Source organism: Streptomyces sp. SudanB5_2050 (assembly GCF_964272335.1).
GTDB lineage: Bacteria > Actinomycetota > Actinomycetes > Streptomycetales > Streptomycetaceae > Streptomyces > Streptomyces rochei.
This window is the reverse complement of sequence record NZ_OZ186760.1, coordinates 5,734,516-5,749,222: the sequence shown is the minus strand read 5'-3', so window position 1 is coordinate 5,749,222 and position 14,707 is coordinate 5,734,516. Positions and strand designations below refer to the sequence as shown.

Annotated in this window: 15 protein-coding genes and 1 pseudogene; 9 read left to right on the top strand and 7 right to left on the bottom strand. The window is 71.3% G+C overall.

Going from position 1 to position 14,707, the window contains the following annotated elements:
* The first annotated feature begins 176 nt into the window (after positions 1–176).
* Both ACFZP7_RS25695 and ACFZP7_RS25690 read left to right on the top strand, forming a co-directional pair.
* Positions 177–452 (top strand): hypothetical protein, encoded by a 276-nt coding sequence (locus tag ACFZP7_RS25695; protein WP_109204381.1) that lies wholly within the window; start codon positions 177–179, stop codon positions 450–452.
* 24 nt (positions 453–476) lie between these two features.
* Positions 477–767: an antitoxin gene (locus tag ACFZP7_RS25690; protein ID WP_385635951.1), complete on the top strand. Its 291-nt coding sequence runs from the start codon at positions 477–479 to the stop codon at positions 765–767.
* A 182-nt stretch (positions 768–949) separates the two neighbouring features.
* Here ACFZP7_RS25690 and ACFZP7_RS25685 read toward each other — a convergent pair whose 3' ends face one another.
* From ACFZP7_RS25685 to ACFZP7_RS25670, 4 genes and pseudogenes are all read right to left on the bottom strand, one after another.
* The gene (locus ACFZP7_RS25685; RefSeq protein WP_385635948.1) at positions 950–1,672 is read right to left on the bottom strand and encodes a class III extradiol dioxygenase subunit B-like domain-containing protein; all 723 of its coding nucleotides are present in this window, start codon (positions 1,670–1,672) and stop codon (positions 950–952) included.
* 49 nt (positions 1,673–1,721) lie between these two features.
* A complete protein-coding gene (gene miaB, locus ACFZP7_RS25680) occupies positions 1,722–3,239 on the bottom strand; it encodes a tRNA (N6-isopentenyl adenosine(37)-C2)-methylthiotransferase MiaB (RefSeq protein WP_046251170.1) in 1,518 nt (505 codons plus the stop codon).
* A gap of 97 nt (positions 3,240–3,336) precedes the next feature.
* Entirely contained in the window at positions 3,337–3,999 is a 663-nt protein-coding gene (locus tag ACFZP7_RS25675) for a response regulator transcription factor (protein ID WP_019325785.1), read from the bottom strand.
* A 290-nt stretch (positions 4,000–4,289) separates the two neighbouring features.
* A pseudogene (locus ACFZP7_RS25670) lies at positions 4,290–5,339 on the bottom strand (sensor histidine kinase); the annotation flags it as partial.
* Positions 5,340–5,441: 102 nt separating this feature from the next.
* Between ACFZP7_RS25670 and ACFZP7_RS25665 the strand changes: the two are divergent.
* Both ACFZP7_RS25665 and ACFZP7_RS25660 read left to right on the top strand, forming a co-directional pair.
* Positions 5,442–5,927: a cation:proton antiporter regulatory subunit gene (locus ACFZP7_RS25665; RefSeq protein WP_019325783.1), complete on the top strand. Its 486-nt coding sequence runs from the start codon at positions 5,442–5,444 to the stop codon at positions 5,925–5,927.
* Between the two features lie 4 nt (positions 5,928–5,931).
* On the top strand, positions 5,932–7,182 hold the full coding sequence (locus tag ACFZP7_RS25660) for a cation:proton antiporter (protein ID WP_019325782.1): 1,251 nt from the start codon (positions 5,932–5,934) through the stop codon (positions 7,180–7,182).
* Between the two features lie 107 nt (positions 7,183–7,289).
* On the opposite strand, the gene ACFZP7_RS25655 is transcribed toward ACFZP7_RS25660, so the two are convergent.
* Entirely contained in the window at positions 7,290–7,718 is a 429-nt protein-coding gene (locus tag ACFZP7_RS25655) for a MazG nucleotide pyrophosphohydrolase domain-containing protein (protein ID WP_385635945.1), read from the bottom strand.
* Positions 7,719–7,828: 110 nt separating this feature from the next.
* Between ACFZP7_RS25655 and ACFZP7_RS25650 the strand changes: the two genes are divergently transcribed.
* Complete coding sequence (locus ACFZP7_RS25650; protein WP_019325780.1) at positions 7,829–8,824, top strand: TAXI family TRAP transporter solute-binding subunit; 996 nt, start codon at positions 7,829–7,831, stop codon at positions 8,822–8,824.
* On the opposite strand, the gene ACFZP7_RS25645 is transcribed toward ACFZP7_RS25650, so the two are convergent.
* Together ACFZP7_RS25645 and ACFZP7_RS25640 are read right to left on the bottom strand one after the other, a co-directional pair.
* A complete protein-coding gene (locus tag ACFZP7_RS25645) occupies positions 8,803–10,245 on the bottom strand; it encodes a HAMP domain-containing sensor histidine kinase (RefSeq protein ID WP_109204385.1) in 1,443 nt (480 codons plus the stop codon). The two genes, ACFZP7_RS25650 and ACFZP7_RS25645, sit on opposite strands and share 22 nt — an antisense overlap.
* Before the next feature lie 9 nt (positions 10,246–10,254).
* Entirely contained in the window at positions 10,255–10,941 is a 687-nt protein-coding gene (locus ACFZP7_RS25640; protein WP_385635941.1) for a response regulator transcription factor, read from the bottom strand.
* A gap of 320 nt (positions 10,942–11,261) precedes the next feature.
* On the opposite strand from ACFZP7_RS25640, the gene ACFZP7_RS25635 reads away from it, so the two are divergent.
* The 4 genes from ACFZP7_RS25635 (at position 11,262) to ACFZP7_RS25620 (ending at position 14,584) form a co-directional block, all read left to right on the top strand.
* Positions 11,262–12,038, top strand: coding sequence for an amino acid ABC transporter ATP-binding protein (locus tag ACFZP7_RS25635; protein WP_029393359.1), 777 nt, complete (start codon positions 11,262–11,264; stop codon positions 12,036–12,038).
* A 66-nt stretch (positions 12,039–12,104) separates the two neighbouring features.
* The gene (locus ACFZP7_RS25630) at positions 12,105–12,941 is read left to right on the top strand and encodes a glutamate ABC transporter substrate-binding protein (protein WP_385635939.1); all 837 of its coding nucleotides are present in this window, start codon (positions 12,105–12,107) and stop codon (positions 12,939–12,941) included.
* Between the two features lie 84 nt (positions 12,942–13,025).
* Positions 13,026–13,691 (top strand): amino acid ABC transporter permease, encoded by a 666-nt coding sequence (locus tag ACFZP7_RS25625; protein WP_125537634.1) that lies wholly within the window; start codon positions 13,026–13,028, stop codon positions 13,689–13,691.
* The gene (locus ACFZP7_RS25620) at positions 13,688–14,584 is read left to right on the top strand and encodes an amino acid ABC transporter permease (RefSeq protein WP_019325774.1); all 897 of its coding nucleotides are present in this window, start codon (positions 13,688–13,690) and stop codon (positions 14,582–14,584) included. Before ACFZP7_RS25625 ends, ACFZP7_RS25620 begins: the two co-directional genes overlap by 4 nt.
* The last annotated feature ends 123 nt before the right edge of the window (positions 14,585–14,707 follow it).

The following is a 14,707-nucleotide window of genomic DNA, read 5'->3' as shown; positions in this document are numbered from 1 at the left end:
GTCTCCCAAACCTCCGAACCGGCCCTCGAACGAGTTACGTGACGACGGCGGGCCGGGGTCGTTGCCCGTTGCGAGGTTCCCGCTCCCCCGGGCCACCGGGGCCATGGCCCGGCCACGCAGACGGACGCACCGGATGCCGCGGGGATTCGCCCGCACGAGTAACGTATGGAGTTGATATGGGCGTTTTTGCACGGCTTCTTCGGAGGTCGAAGACCACCGAGGACGCGTCGGCCGAAGAGACACGCGTCGACACCCCGGAAGCCGGGGGCGCGGCCGAGGAGAGGACGGCGGAGACCGTGGAGGCGGCCGACCCCGGTCCGCGGGACACGGCCGGGTCACCGGAGGCCGACCAGCCGGCCGAGGCCGCCGAGGCGGACGGCGTCGGCATCCCCAAGCAGCAGTCCGCCGGGGAGGCCGTCGACAACGAGGCCGACAAGGGCGCCCGCACCTGACGGCACCGTGAGGGAAGGCGAACCATGGGTCTGCTGGACAACTTGAAGGCCAGGCTGGGACCGGCGAAGGACAAGGTCTCCGACCTCGCGCAGCAGCACGAGGACAAGATCGATCGCGGTCTCGACAAGGTGGCGAGGACCGTCGACGAGAGGACCAAGGGCAAGTACAGCGACCGGATCCACACGGGCACCGGCAAGGCCAAGGACGCCATGGGCCGCCTCGCCCACAAGGACGACGGCACGCAGGGCGGCGGAGCGGCGCCGGGCACCACCCCGGGCGGTCCTCCGCCCGGCGGGCCGCCTCCGGCCTCCTGACGGTCGCACATCGGCCTGCCGTCCGCCCACGCCTCGGCACCGGCCGGTCGCACGCGCGCCGGCGGACGGTCACGAGCCCACGCGGCCGAGGACCGTCCGCCGGCGCGCGGGGGACCGGACGGCCATGGCCATCGCCATGGCTACGGCTACGGCTACGGCTACGGCTACGGCTACGGCTACGGCTACGACCAGGCGGCCGCGATGTATCCCACCCCGTACGGCGCGTCCTCGTACAGCAGTGTGCCGGCGAGGGCCGCGTCACCGGCGGCGCCGGCGAGGACCTGCCACGGGGCCCTGCCGGACGCCTTCAGCTCGCGCGCCAGCGTGACGTCCAGCGCGGCCAGGGCGGCGGAGTCCGCGGCTCCCAGGGCCCGCGCCGCCTCCGCGTCGAAGGGCGCCGCCCGCTCGTCGAGATACCCGGGAGCCTTCAGCGTCCGGCACGCGCTGGCGTCGCCCAGCACCAGGAGCGCGAGCCGTCCGGGCCGGGCGGCGATGTCCCGCCCCACGGCGGCGCAGCGCTCGGCGGGCAGTGCCTCCCCCACCCCGACGCCCTCGACGGGGGCGTCGGCCCATCCGCTCCGCGCCAGCAGCCAGGCGCCCACGGCGAGCGCGTACGGCAGCCCGCGTCCCGTTCCCTCCGTCTCCAGGTCGTGGTCGGCGCCCAGACGGACGTCGAGGTCGACCCCGAAGCCGCGGAACGTGCCCGGCGTGCCCTGCGGGTAGCTCTCGGGCCCGGGTTCGTCCGCGGGCCCGACGACGACCAGCCGGTCGGGCCGCGCGGCGGCGAGCACACCCAGCGCGTCCGTGCACGCGGCGCGCGCGGCGTCCAGCTCGGGTGCGGCGCCCGCGGCGACCTCGGGCACGAGGAGCGGCGGGCAGGGACAGACGGCGGCTGCGACAAGCATGATCGGCAGCGTAACCCCGGACGGGGGTCCGGGGCCGCACGCCCCGGGGTCAGTCGCAGCCGCAGCCGCTCGCCACGGCCGGCTGGGGCTCGGGGACGCCGATCTTGGGCAGGCCCAGCATCACGCCCGCGGGCTTGGCCTGCTCGGCCGCGTTGCGCTTCTCCCAGGCGTCGCCCGCCCGGGTGCGGCGCACGTCGAGCACCGCGCCCTCGGCGAGGAGGTGGTGCGGGGCGGCGTAGGTGACCTCGACCGTCACCACGTCGCCGGGGCGGACCTCCTGGTCGGGCTTGGTGAAGTGGACCAGTCGGTTGTCGGGGGCGCGGCCGGAGAGGCGGTGGGTCGTGCCGTCCTTGCGGCCCTCGCCCTCGGCGACCATCAGCTCCAGGGTGCGGCCGACCTGCTTCTTGTTCTCCTCCCAGGAGATCTCCTCCTGGAGGGCGACGAGACGCTCGTACCGCTCCTGGACGACCGCCTTCGGGATCTGGCCGTCCATCTCGGCGGCCGGGGTGCCGGGACGCTTGGAGTACTGGAAGGTGAACGCCTGGGCGAACCGGGCCTCGCGCACCACGTGCAGCGTCTGCTGGAAGTCCTCCTCGGTCTCGCCGGGGAAGCCCACGATGATGTCGGTGGTGATCGCCGCGTGCGGGATGGCGGCCCGCACCTTCTCGATGATGCCCAGGTAGCGCTCCTGCCGGTAGGAGCGGCGCATCGCCTTCAGGACCGGGTCGGAGCCGGACTGGAGGGGCATGTGCAGCTGCGGCATCACGTTGGGCGTCTCGGCCATGGCGGCGATGACGTCGTCGGTGAAGTCGCGCGGGTGCGGGGAGGTGAAGCGCACGCGCTCCAGGCCGTCGATCTTCCCGCAGGCCCGCAGCAGCTTGCTGAACGCCTCGCGGTCGCCGATGTCGGAGCCGTAGGCGTTGACGTTCTGCCCGAGCAGGGTGATCTCGGAGACGCCCTCCGCGACCAGGGCCTCGACCTCGGCGAGGATGTCTCCGGGACGGCGGTCCTTCTCCTTGCCGCGCAGCGCCGGGACGATGCAGAAGGTGCAGGTGTTGTTGCACCCGACGGAGATGGAGACCCAGGCCGCGTACGCGCTCTCGCGGCGGGTGGGCAGCGTGGACGGGAACGCCTCCAGCGACTCGGCGATCTCGACCTGCGCCTCCTCCTGGACGCGGGCGCGCTCCAGGAGGACCGGCAGCTTGCCGATGTTGTGCGTGCCGAAGACGACGTCCACCCAGGGCGCGCGCTTCACGATGGTGTCGCGGTCCTTCTGCGCCAGGCAGCCGCCGACCGCGATCTGCATGCCGGGCCGGCTCGCCTTCTTCGGGGCGAGGTGCCCGAGATTGCCGTACAGCTTGTTGTCGGCGTTCTCCCGGACGGCGCAGGTGTTGAAGACGACGACGTCCGCCTCGCCGTCGGCACCCTCGGGGGCGCGGACATAACCCGCGTCCTCCAGCAGACCGGACAATCGCTCGGAGTCGTGGACGTTCATCTGGCACCCGTAGGTGCGTACTTCATAGGTGCGTGGGCCGCCCACTGACTGGCTCCGGTCGATGCTGCTCATGGCACTAAGGGTAGGCGGTCGGCGGCACTGGCTCGGGCCCCCTGTGGACAACCCGGATCGGGCCCGGTCAAGGCCGGTCGGGGAGGGTCGGGGACGCTCAGGGCTCGATGAGGCCGGCGCGGATCGCGTACCGGGTGAGCTCCAGGCGGTCCCGGACACCCAGCTTCTGGAGGAGGTTCGCGCGGTGGCGCTCCACGGTCTTGGCGCTGATGAACAGCAGCTCGCCGATCTCCTTGGAGGTGTGGCCCTCCGCCACCAGCTTGAGGATCTCCTCCTCGCGTTCGGTGATGGGCCGGTCGGGCAGACCGCCTCCGCCGTGCAGACGGTCCAGGTAGGAACGGACCAGGGCGCGCTCGGCGCCGGGGTAGATGAACGGCTCGTCCCGCACGGCCGCCCGGCAGGCCTCCACCAGGTCGCGGTCCGCGACCGACTTGAGGACGTAGCCGCAGGCTCCGGCCTTGAGCGCCTCGAAGAAGTACTGCTCGTTGTCGTACATGGTCAGGATGAGGATGCGCAGCTCGGGCAGGCGGCGGGAGAGTTCGCGGGCCGCCTGGAGACCGGTCATGCGGGGCATGGCGACGTCCAGGACGGCCAGGTCGGCCTCGGTGGTCCGCGCCGCCGCGACCGCCTCGGCCCCGTCACCGGCCTCGGCGACGACCGTGAGGTCCGGTTCGCTGTCCAGGATGAGCCGGACTCCCCGGCGTACGAGGGTGTGGTCGTCGGCGAGCAGGACGCGGATCGGTGGCCGTGCGGACGTCAAGGGCGGTCTCCGGGGCGGTCTGTATGTCGGCGTGCGTGTCGGTCCGCGGACGGGTCCGCGGGGTGGTCGGGGAATCGGTTCGCGGAGTGGTCGGGGAACCGGTTCGCGGGGTGGTCGGGGAACCGGTCTGCGGAGCGGTCGGGGAATTGATCCGGGAGGCGGTCCTCTCGTGGGGCGTGGTCCGTCGCGCCGTCGGGCCGCGGGTCGGTCCGGCCGGCCGTGGGTGCCTCGTCCGCCGCGTGGGAGGCCCGGGCGTCGGCGACCGGGGCGTCGGACGCGGAGGTGGGCGGGTCCGCGCTGTGGCTCCTGAGCGGGGCCGGGACGCGCAGCCGGACGTCGGTGCCGCCCGCCGGGGCGGCCTCGAAGTGGATCTCGGCTCCCACCAGCAGGGCGCGCTCCCGCATCCCCCGGATACCGGCGCCCTCGGGGGCGTCGCCGAGACCGGTGCCGTTGTCGCGGACGAGCAGTTCGATGCCGTCGGGCAGCGGGCGGAGGCGGAGTTCCGCGCGGTCGGCGGCGGCGTGGCGGGCGGTGTTGGTCAGGCCCTCCTGGGCGACCCGGTAGATCACGAGTTCCGCTTCCGGGGCGAGCGGGGGCAGGTCGCCGGGGACGTGGGAGTGGACGGTCAGTCCGTGGTGCGTGAACTCGGCGGCGAGCGAGCGCAGGGCGCTGGCGAGACCGAGCTCCTCCAGCACTCCGGGGCGCAGTCGGCGGGCGATGCGCCGGATCTCGTCCAGCCCGGCCCGGGTGGCCTCCTGCGCCAGCGACACCTCTTCGCGCAGCTCCCCGGGGACCCGGTCGGCGACGCGCTTGAGCTGGAGGAGTACGGCGGTGAGGGTCTGGCCGACCTCGTCGTGCAGTTCGCGGGCGATGCGGTGGCGCTCCCGCTCCTGGGCGTGCAGCGCACGGCCGGCTCCGGCGGCGCGCTCCGCCTGGAGACGGTCCAGCATCGTGTTGTACGTGGCGATCAGCTCGGCCGCCTCGGCGGGACCGGCGACCGTCGGACGGGCGCCGGGGACCAGCAGGTCGGCGGTGGTCATCGCGCGGCCCAGTCGCTGCAGCGGGGTCAGTCCGATGCGCAGCACCGCCGCGTTCCCGGCCAGCAGCACCACGAGGCCACCGAGCAGGATCAGGGCCTCGTGCCGCAGCACCGGGGTCGAGACGGTGACCGGCCCGAGCAGCAGCGCGGTGGCGACGACCAGACCCGCGGCGTTGAGCGAGAAGATCCGCCAGAAAAGCGACACGGTCCTCTTCCCGCTCCTCCCGGCCTTCGCGCACGACACCGCCTCGACCAGCCTCGCCGACCGTGTGCGGCTGCGTATATCCGTCACGACACCCATATCGCCACGGTACGTGTGGATGACAGCATGGCGGGGCCGTGAGCACGTCACGCACGTGTGCGAAGAGCGGCAGGAGAAGAAAGACGAATGAGGGGAAAGCTCGTGTCAGCTCCACGCCTGAGGGCGACGCCGCTGCCGGGTATCGGGGTCCAGTACGACCTGGTGACCCGCGAACACCGCCATCTGTCGGTGGTGGCACACCGCGACGGCGCCCGCACGGTGAACGTGTACCGGGCCGACGACCCCGATTCCTGCGCCCACTCGCTGCGGCTGGCCGCGGCGGAGGCGGGTGCGCTGATCGACGCGCTCAAGCCGTCCCACCACAGCGCCAACCTGCTGTACACCACGGATCTGGGGCTGGTCGCCGAGCGGATCGAGGTGGGCGCCACCTCCCGCTGGAACGGACGGCTGCTGGGCGAGACGTGCATGCGGACGGAGACCGGTGCCTCGATCGTCGCCGTGCTGCGCCGGGCCGAGGCGATTCCGTCGCCGGCACCGGACTTCCGGCTGGTGGGTGGTGACACGTTGATCGTCATCGGCACCCGTGAGGGCGTCGACGCCGCCGCGGCGATACTCGGGCAGGAGTGAGCCGGTGCACTCCGCGGTTCTGCTGATCGAGTTCGGTTCCATCATCCTGGGGCTCGGGCTGCTGGGCCGGTTCGCCGGTCGGTACCGCCTCTCCCCCATCCCCCTGTATCTGCTGGCCGGTCTGGCCTTCGGCGAGGGCGGGCTGCTGCCGCTGGGCGCGAGCGAGGAGTTCGTCGCCACCGGCGCCGAGATCGGCGTCATCCTGCTGCTGCTGATGCTCGGCCTCGAGTACACGGCCGGCGACCTGGTCACCAACCTCAAGTCCCACTATCCGGCCGGCCTCGTGGACTGCGCGTTCAACGCGGTGCCGGGCGCGGTGGCCGCGCTGCTGCTGGGCTGGGGTCCGGTGGCCGCCGTGGTCCTGGCGGGCGTGACGTGGATCTCCTCGTCCGGTGTCATCGCCAAGGTGCTCGGCGATCTCGGCCGGGTCGGCAACCGCGAGACCCCGGTGATCCTGAGCGTGCTGGTCCTGGAGGACCTGGCGATGGCGGTGTACCTGCCGATCGTCACGGCTCTGGTGGCCGGTGCCGGTCTGATGACCGGGAGCATCACGCTGGCGGTCGCGCTGGCGGCGGCCGGTCTGGTGCTGTTCGTGGCGGTCCGCTACGGCCGTCTGATCTCGCGGTTCGTGTCGAGCGACGACCCGGAGAAGCTGCTCCTCGTGGTGCTGGGCCTGACGATCCTGGTCGCGGGTGTCGCACAGCAGCTCCAGGTGTCGGCGGCGGTGGGTGCCTTCCTCGTGGGCATCGCGTTGTCCGGGGAGGTCGCGGAGGGCGCGCACACGCTGCTGAGTCCGCTGCGAGACCTGTTCGCCGCGGTCTTCTTCGTCTTCTTCGGGCTGCACACCGACCCGGCGAGCATTCCGCCGGTGCTGCTGCCCGCGCTGGCGCTGGCCCTGCTCACCGCCGTGACGAAGATCGCCACCGGGTACTGGGCGGCGCGGCGCGCGGGCATCTCCGTGAAGGGGCGCTGGCGCACGGGCGGCGCGCTGGTGGCGCGCGGCGAGTTCTCGATCGTCATCGCGGGGCTCGCGGTGTCGGCCGGCATCGAGCCGTCCCTGGGCCCGCTGGCCACGGCCTATGTGCTCATCCTGGTCGTGCTGGGCCCGCTCACCGCCCGCTTCACGGAGCCGCTGGCGATGCGCCTGTTCCGCGGTCGTGGCAACCCCGACCGCCCCGGTGACTCCGCCGGCCTGCCCGGCGGGGCCGACGGGACGCCCCGTCCGGCCGGAGCGGAGGCGTCGGTGGGCGACTGACCCACCGCCCTCGCGCACGCGGTGGCCCCGTGCGCGACGCGACCCGACTGCGCGCGGTGACCCCGGTACCCAGGTGCCGGGGTCACCGCGCTCCACGGCGCCGCCCCTCAGGCGTCCGGTGTCCCCCCGGCCACCGGCGTCCGTGGCGTCCAGCCCTGCCCGCGCAGGACGCCCGCGACGTCGGGTGCCTCGTAGTGGTCGCCCTTGAGGACCTTGCCGTCGGCCCTGCGGCTGACGCGGCCGTCGGGGCCCCGCTTGGTCATGTTGGAGCGGTGGATCTCGGCGATCACCTCGTCGAGGTCGATGCCGTGGACGAGGGCCGTGCCGTAGGCGACGTAGACCACGTCGGCCAGCTCGTGCGCGAGCCGGTCCAGCGGCCCCGTCACGGACACCTCGGCGACCTCGGCGGCCTCCTCCGCGAGCAGCTCGCCTCTGTGCGCGGCCAGCTCGGGCGACACCTCCGTCGGGACGCTGCGGGCGTCCAGTCCAAAGGCGTGATGGAAGGCGCGGACCAGGTCGGCGGGCGAAGAACTCATGCCGCCGACTGTAGCGAGCACCACCGACAACGGGTCCCGGGTGTCCCGACGCCCCGGCCGTGTGACCTCGGCCCTGGTCAGCCGGGGTGCGGGCTGGCAGGATCGCGCACATGTCCTCGCTGTTCTCCCGCATCGGCGGGCGCCGGGCCGTCCGGGGCGCGGTCGCCGGCGCCGTCGCCCTCGGGCTGCTGCTGTGGTGGCTGCTGCCGCTGGGCGAGGAACCGCCGGGCGGGACGGTCACGTTCAGCACGGGCACCCGGGCGGGGGTCTACCAGGAGTACGGCGAGCTGCTCCGCACCGAGCTGCGCAAGGACATGCCGGACCTGAAGGTGCGGCTGATGACGAGCGCGGGGTCCCAGGAGAACGTCGAGCGGGTGGCGTCCGGGGAGGCCGACTTCACCATCGCCGCGGCCGACGCGGTGGAGACGTACAAGCTCGCCGACCGGCCCGGTGCCGAGGCACTGCGCGGTGTCACCCGCCTCTACGACGACTACGTGCAGCTCGTGGTGCCGAGCGACTCGGACATCCAGTCCGTCGCCGACCTGCGGGGCAAGCGGGTGGCCATCGGGCTGCCGAACTCGGGCGTCCGGCTCATCGCGACCCGGCTGCTCCAGGCCGTGGGCATCGATCCGGAGACGGACATCACGCCCCGCGCGGACGGCATCGACACCGGTCCCGGGCGGCTGGGCGAGGAACTGGACGCGTTCTTCTGGTCGGGCGGCGTGCCGACGGACGGGCTACGGCAGATAGCGGAGACCTCGGCCTTCCGGTTCGTGCCCATCCCGGAGGACCTGGTCACCGAGCTGCACGAGTCCGGCGGCGCGACCCGCTACTACCGCACCACCAACATGCCGGAGTCGGCCTACCCGACCGTGCAGAACGGCGCCGTGGTGCCCACCATGGCGGTGTCCAACCTGCTGGTGACCCGCGCGGACATGGACCCGCGGCTCACCGAGTGGCTGACCAGGACGGTCCTGGACAGCCGCGACGGCATCGGGGCGCACGTCCACTCCGCGCAGCTGGTGGATCTGCGCACGGCGATCTACACCGACCCGCTGGAGCTGCACGAGGGCGCCCGGCGCTATTACCGGTCGGTCAAACCGTAGGACTCCGCCGCTTCCCCCGTATGGCCCGACCGTGGCACCGTGACCGTCACCTCCAGGCCGTGGGGGACGTGGTGGGCGAAGGTGATCGAGCCGTCGCCCGCCGCCAGCAGCGCGCGGCAGATGGACAGGCCGAGGCCGGAGCCCTTGATGTTCTGGTGCCGGCCGCTGCGCCAGAAGCGGTCCCCGACCCGTGCGAGTTCGTCGTCGGTCAGCCCGGGACCGCCGTCGGTGACGACGACGGTCGCCGAGTCCCCGGTGGAGGCCACCGCGACCTCTACGGTCTCGTCGGCGGGCGTGAACTTCACCGCGTTGTCGATGACCGCGTCCAGGGCGCTGGAGAGCGCCACCGGGTCCGCCCAGGCCGTGGTCGGCGGGCAGTCCCCCACCAGCCGTACGCCCTTGGCCTCGGCCGTCGGCGCCCAGGCGGCCACCCGCTCGGCGGCCAGCGCGCCGATGTCGGTGACCTTGAGGTCGGCCTCGGCGTGCTCGGCCAGCGCCAGGTCGAGCAGGTCGTCCAGGACCCGGGCGAGGCGCTTGCCCTCGGTCTGGACGGAGGCGATCTCCTCGTTGCCCTCGGGCAGCTCCAGGGCGAGCAGTTCGATGCGCAGCAGCAGTGCCGCGAGGGGGTTGCGCAGCTGGTGCGAGGCGTCGGCGACGAAGGCGCGCTGCTGCTCCAGCACGTCCTCCACGTGGTCCGCCATCTCGTTGAACGACCGGGCGAGCCGCCTCAGCTCCGGCGGCCCGCCGGCCGGCGCGACCCGGGACTTGAGGCGTCCCGTGGCGATGTCGTGCGTCGTGGCGTCCAGGACGCGCACCGGCCTGAGCACCCAGCCGGTCAGCCGCAGCGCGGCGCCCACGGCGAGCAGCATCGCCGCCGTCTCCCCGGCACCGATGATCAGCCAGCCGCGCAGGATGCGCGACGCCATCGAGTCGGTGGGCGACTCGGTGACCACGACCGCGACGACGTCCCCGTCCCGGATGACCGGCGAGGCCACCACCAGGGTGCCGTCCTGCCACGGCCAGACCTGCGGGGGGTCGTGGCTGCGGCGGCTGAGCAGCGCCTCGTCGAACGCCTCGCGCACCTCGCCCGTCTGCGGCAGGAACCAGGTCGTCGGCGCGTTGGCCATCGGGATGTGGTTGCGGTAGTAGACGCCGGCCTTGATGCCGTAGACCTCGTGGTAGCTGGTCAGCTCGGTCTGCAAGGTCGCCAGGCGCTCGTCGGTGGTGGTGGGGCGCGACCCGCCCGGCACCTCCTCGGTGACGAACTGGGCGAGCGCCGCGAAGCGTGCCGTGTCGTCTATCCGGTCGATGACCACCTTCTGCTGCTCCGCGCGGGCGACGCTCACGCCCAGGGGCACGCCCAGCGCGAGCAGTACGGCCGCCATCAGGACGATGAGCAGCGGGAGCAGGCGTGTGCTCACCCGGCCCCGCTACGCGCCGGGGGCGACGAGGCGGTAGCCGACGCCGCGGACGGTCTCGATGAGCGCCGGCATGCGCAGTTTGGAGCGCAGCGAGGCGACGTGCACCTCCAGTGTGCGCCCGGTGCCCTCCCAGCTGGTGCGCCACACCTCGCTGATGATCTGCTCCCGGCGGAACACCACGCCGGGGCGCTGCGCGAGCAGGGCCAGCAGGTCGAACTCCTTGCGGGTCAGCTGGACGGCCGCACCGTCCACGCTGACCTGCCGGGTCGGCAGCTCGATGCGCACGGCTCCCAGGCGCACCACGGTCTCGGTGCTCCCGGTGGGGTCCTCGTGGACGGTGCGCCGGCTGACGGCGTGGATGCGGGCGAGCAGTTCGCCCGTGTCGTACGGCTTGACCACGTAGTCGTCCGCGCCCAGGTTCAGGCCGTGGATGCGGGAGCGGACGTCGGAGCGGGCGGTGACCATGATGACGGGGGTGCCGGTGAGCTTGCGGATCTTGCCGCAGACCTCGTAGCCGTCCTGGTCGGGCAGTCCGAGGTCGAGCAGGACGACGCCGAAGCAGTCGCCGTCGGGGACGAGCGCCTGGAGAGCCTCTTCGCCGTTGCGCGCGTGGGTGACGTCGAAGCCGTGCCGGGCCAGGATCGCGGACAGGGCGGCTGCCACGTGGTTGTCGTCCTCGACGAGCAGCAGTCTCATCCGGGCTCCCTTCGGTTCATCGGCCGTACGCTCGCGGCGGGTATCTCTGTGGTCGGGCGGTCATCGGGGCGGGTGCGGAACCGCGCGCACGCGCGCGGACGTCCTGTGCAGTGACGCCGATGGAGGGGGACGGCGTCAAGAGGGTTCCGGTTGCGGCCGCTCGAAGTTATCCGGCCGATATGCGCCCTGCTCACAAGTGCTACGACTCGTGTCCGATTGCTATCGGATCGTGATGCTCAGATTCCCCTCAGATGTAGAGACGCAGGTCGTTCGGCGTTACTACTGTCCTCCGAAACCGAGGAGGACGGAGCCCGAGAGCGATGACCGAAGTATCGGTGGCCAAGGAAGACAAGGCCTCGACCGGCGAACTGGTCGTCCTGAAGAGTGTCAACAAGCACTTCGGCGCGTTGCACGTGCTCCAGGACATCGACCTGACGATCACCCGCGGCGAGGTCGTCGTGGTCATCGGGCCCTCCGGGTCCGGCAAGTCCACCCTGTGCCGCACCATCAACCGCCTGGAGACCATCGACTCCGGATCGATCGCGATCGACGGCAAGCCGCTGCCCGCCGAGGGCAAGGAGCTCGCCAGGCTGCGGGCCGACGTCGGCATGGTCTTCCAGTCCTTCAACCTCTTCGCGCACAAGACCGTGCTCGAGAACGTCACCCTGGGCCAGATCAAGGTCCGCAAGATCGACGCCAAGAAGGCCGAGGAGAAGGCGCGCGCCCTCCTCGACCGGGTCGGCGTGGGTGCCCAGGCCGACAAGTACCCCGCGCAGCTCTCCGGTGGCCAGCAGCAGCGCGTCGCCATCGCGCGGGCGCTGGCCATGGACCCGAAGGTCATGCTCTTCGACGAGCCCACGTCGGCTCTCGACCCCGAGATGATCAACGAGGTCCTGGAGGTCATGAAGCAGCTCGCCGAGGACGGCATGACCATGATCGTGGTCACGCACGAGATGGGCTTCGCCCGCTCCGCCGCCAACCGGGTGGTCTTCATGGCGGACGGCCGCATCGTCGAAGAGGCCACGCCGGACCAGTTCTTCAGCAATCCGCGCAGTGACCGTGCCAAGGACTTCCTGTCGAAGATCCTGCATCACTGAACCGGTGCGCGGCTCCGACGCCGCGTCGTCCGATCGTCGTTCGATCACAGCCAAAGGATGTTCACCATGAAGCTCCGCAAGGTCACCGCCGCCTCGGCCACCGTGCTCGCCCTCGCCCTGACCGCCACCGCGTGCGGCGGTGACGACAAGGACAGCGGCTCCTCCGACGGTGGTGGCAAGAAGATCACCATCGGCATCAAGTTCGACCAGCCGGGCCTCGGCCAGAAGACCCCGGCCGGCTACGAGGGCTTCGACGTCGACGTCGCCACGTACGTCGCCAAGAAGCTCGGCTACTCCGAGGACCAGATCGAGTGGAAGGAGTCGAAGAGCGCCGACCGCGAGACCATGCTGCAGCGCGGCGACGTCGACTTCATCGCCGCGACGTACTCGATCACGCCGGAGCGCCAGGAGAAGGTCGACTTCGCCGGCCCGTACCTGCTCGCCCACCAGGACGTGCTGATCCGCGCCGACGACGACAAGATCAAGTCGCCGGAGGACCTGAACGACGCGAAGCTCTGCTCGGTCACGGGCTCCACCTCGGCGCAGAACGTCAAGGAGAAGCTGGCCCCCAAGGCGCAGCTGCAGCCGTACCCGACGTACTCGGCCTGCCTGCCCGGCCTGCAGAACGGCGCCATCGACGCGCTCACCACCGACGACTCGATCCTCGCCGGTTACGCCGCCCAGGACCAGTTCAAGGGCAAGTTCAAGCTCGGCGGCTTCAAGCTGACGAACGAGAACTACGGCATCGGCGTCAAGAAGGGCAGCGACCTCAAGGACAAGATCAACAAGGCCCTCGAAGAGATGGTCGCCGACAAGTCCTGGGACAAGGCCGTCAAGGACAACTTCGGCCCGGCCAACTACAAGAACGAGCCGGCGCCGAAGATCGGCGACATCAAGAGCTGAGGCCGAGCCTGACAGGGTGCGCCGCCCTCCGGAAGGGGCGGCGCACCGGGGCGGGCATCCCTACACGCGGAAGCGCGGGAGATCGTGTTCGACTTTCTTCAGGATTACGACCTGCTGGGAGCCTTCTGGACGACAGTGCAGCTCGCTGTGCTCTCGGCCGTCGGCTCCCTGATCTGGGGCACCGTACTGGCCGCCATGCGGGTCGGCCCGGTGCCGTTGATGCGCGGCTTCGGGACCGCGTACGTGAACATCGTGCGGAACATTCCGCTGACGGTGATCATCCTGTTCACGTCGCTGGGCCTCAACCAGACGCTGGGGGTGTCCCTCGGCGCGGACGACGTCGAGACGATCAACTTCCGCCTCGCAGTCCTCGGCCTGATTCTTTACACCTCGTCCTTCGTGTGCGAGGCGCTGCGCTCCGGCATCAACACGGTGCCCGTCGGACAGGCGGAGGCGGCCCGGGCCATCGGGCTCAGCTTCGGTCAGGTGCTGGGGAACGTCGTGCTGCCCCAGGCGTTCCGTTCCTCTGTCGTTCCCCTGGCGAACGTGCTGATCGCGCTGATCAAGAACACGACGGTGGCCGCGGCCATCGGCGTCGCCGAGGCGGCGCTCCTGATGAAGGAGATGATCGAGAACGAGGCACAGCTGCTGTTGATCTCCGCGGTCATCGCCTTCGGTTTCGTGGTTCTGACGCTGCCGACCGGCCTGATTCTCGGCTGGGTGGGCAAGAAGGTGGCGGTGAAGCGATGAGTTCCGTTCTCTACGACGCCCCGGGCCCCCGCGCCAAGCGGCGCAACGTCGTCCTCACGGTCGTCTTCCTCGTGGCCCTCGCGGCCCTGCTGTGGTGGGTGTTCGGCACACTCAAGGACAAGGGCCAACTGGAGTGGGCCCTGTGGAAGCCGTTCTTCTCCGGTTCCGAGGCGTGGTCCACGTACATCTGGCCGGGCCTGGAGAACACCCTGAAGGCGGCCGCCCTCGCGATGATCATCGCGTTGCCCCTCGGCGCCGTGCTCGGCATCGCGCGGCTGTCGGACCACGTATGGGTACGGGTTCCGGCCGCCGTCGTGGTCGAGTTCTTCCGGTCCATCCCCGTGCTGGTCCTGATGATCTTCGGCCTCGCGCTCTTCGCCGAATACACCAACGTCAGCTCGGACGACCGTCCGCTGTACGCGGTGGTCACGGGCCTGGTCCTCTACAACGCCTCCGTGCTCGCGGAGATCGTCCGGGCGGGCATCCTCGCCCTGCCCAAGGGCCAGTCAGAGGCCGCCATGGCGATCGGCCTGCGCAAGGGCCAGCTGATGCGCACCATCCTGCTGCCGCAGGCGGTCACCACGATGCTGCCGGCCATCGTCAGCCAGCTCGTCGTCATCCTGAAGGACACCGCCCTCGGCGGCGCGGTCCTGACCTTCCCGGAACTGCTCGCGTCGGCCAACACGATGAGCGGCTACTACGGCGCCAACGTCATCGCCAGCTTCACCGTCGTCGCGGTCATCTACATCGCCCTCAACTTCCTCCTGACCACCTTCGCGAGCTGGCTGGAGCGTCGACTGCGGCGGGCCAAGAAGTCGACCGGTGCGGTGCTCAAGGCCGACGACGCGGGTGTCGCCGGGTCCAACGCGACCGGCGCCGGGGGCAACGCCTGACACTCGGTCACCTCGCATGACACCAACGGAGGCAGTGGCATGATCGCCACTGCCTCCGTCGCTTGACGCGGGCAGCGCCAGTAGGTTGCATACGTTCTGTGACCGTGCACCCTGCTCCAATGT

Coding starts and splice junctions, on each gene's coding strand:
- ACFZP7_RS25695 (WP_109204381.1), top strand. CDS start 177: ATGGGCGTTTTTGCACGGCTTCTTCGGAGGTCGAAGACCACCGAGGAC.
- ACFZP7_RS25690 (WP_385635951.1), top strand. CDS start 477: ATGGGTCTGCTGGACAACTTGAAGGCCAGGCTGGGACCGGCGAAGGAC.
- ACFZP7_RS25685 (WP_385635948.1), bottom strand. CDS start 1,672: ATGCTTGTCGCAGCCGCCGTCTGTCCCTGCCCGCCGCTCCTCGTGCCC.
- miaB (WP_046251170.1), bottom strand. CDS start 3,239: ATGAGCAGCATCGACCGGAGCCAGTCAGTGGGCGGCCCACGCACCTAT.
- ACFZP7_RS25655 (WP_385635945.1), bottom strand. CDS start 7,718: ATGAGTTCTTCGCCCGCCGACCTGGTCCGCGCCTTCCATCACGCCTTT.
- ACFZP7_RS25650 (WP_019325780.1), top strand. CDS start 7,829: ATGTCCTCGCTGTTCTCCCGCATCGGCGGGCGCCGGGCCGTCCGGGGC.
- ACFZP7_RS25640 (WP_385635941.1), bottom strand. CDS start 10,941: ATGAGACTGCTGCTCGTCGAGGACGACAACCACGTGGCAGCCGCCCTG.
- ACFZP7_RS25635 (WP_029393359.1), top strand. CDS start 11,262: ATGACCGAAGTATCGGTGGCCAAGGAAGACAAGGCCTCGACCGGCGAA.
- ACFZP7_RS25630 (WP_385635939.1), top strand. CDS start 12,105: ATGAAGCTCCGCAAGGTCACCGCCGCCTCGGCCACCGTGCTCGCCCTC.
- ACFZP7_RS25620 (WP_019325774.1), top strand. CDS start 13,688: ATGAGTTCCGTTCTCTACGACGCCCCGGGCCCCCGCGCCAAGCGGCGC.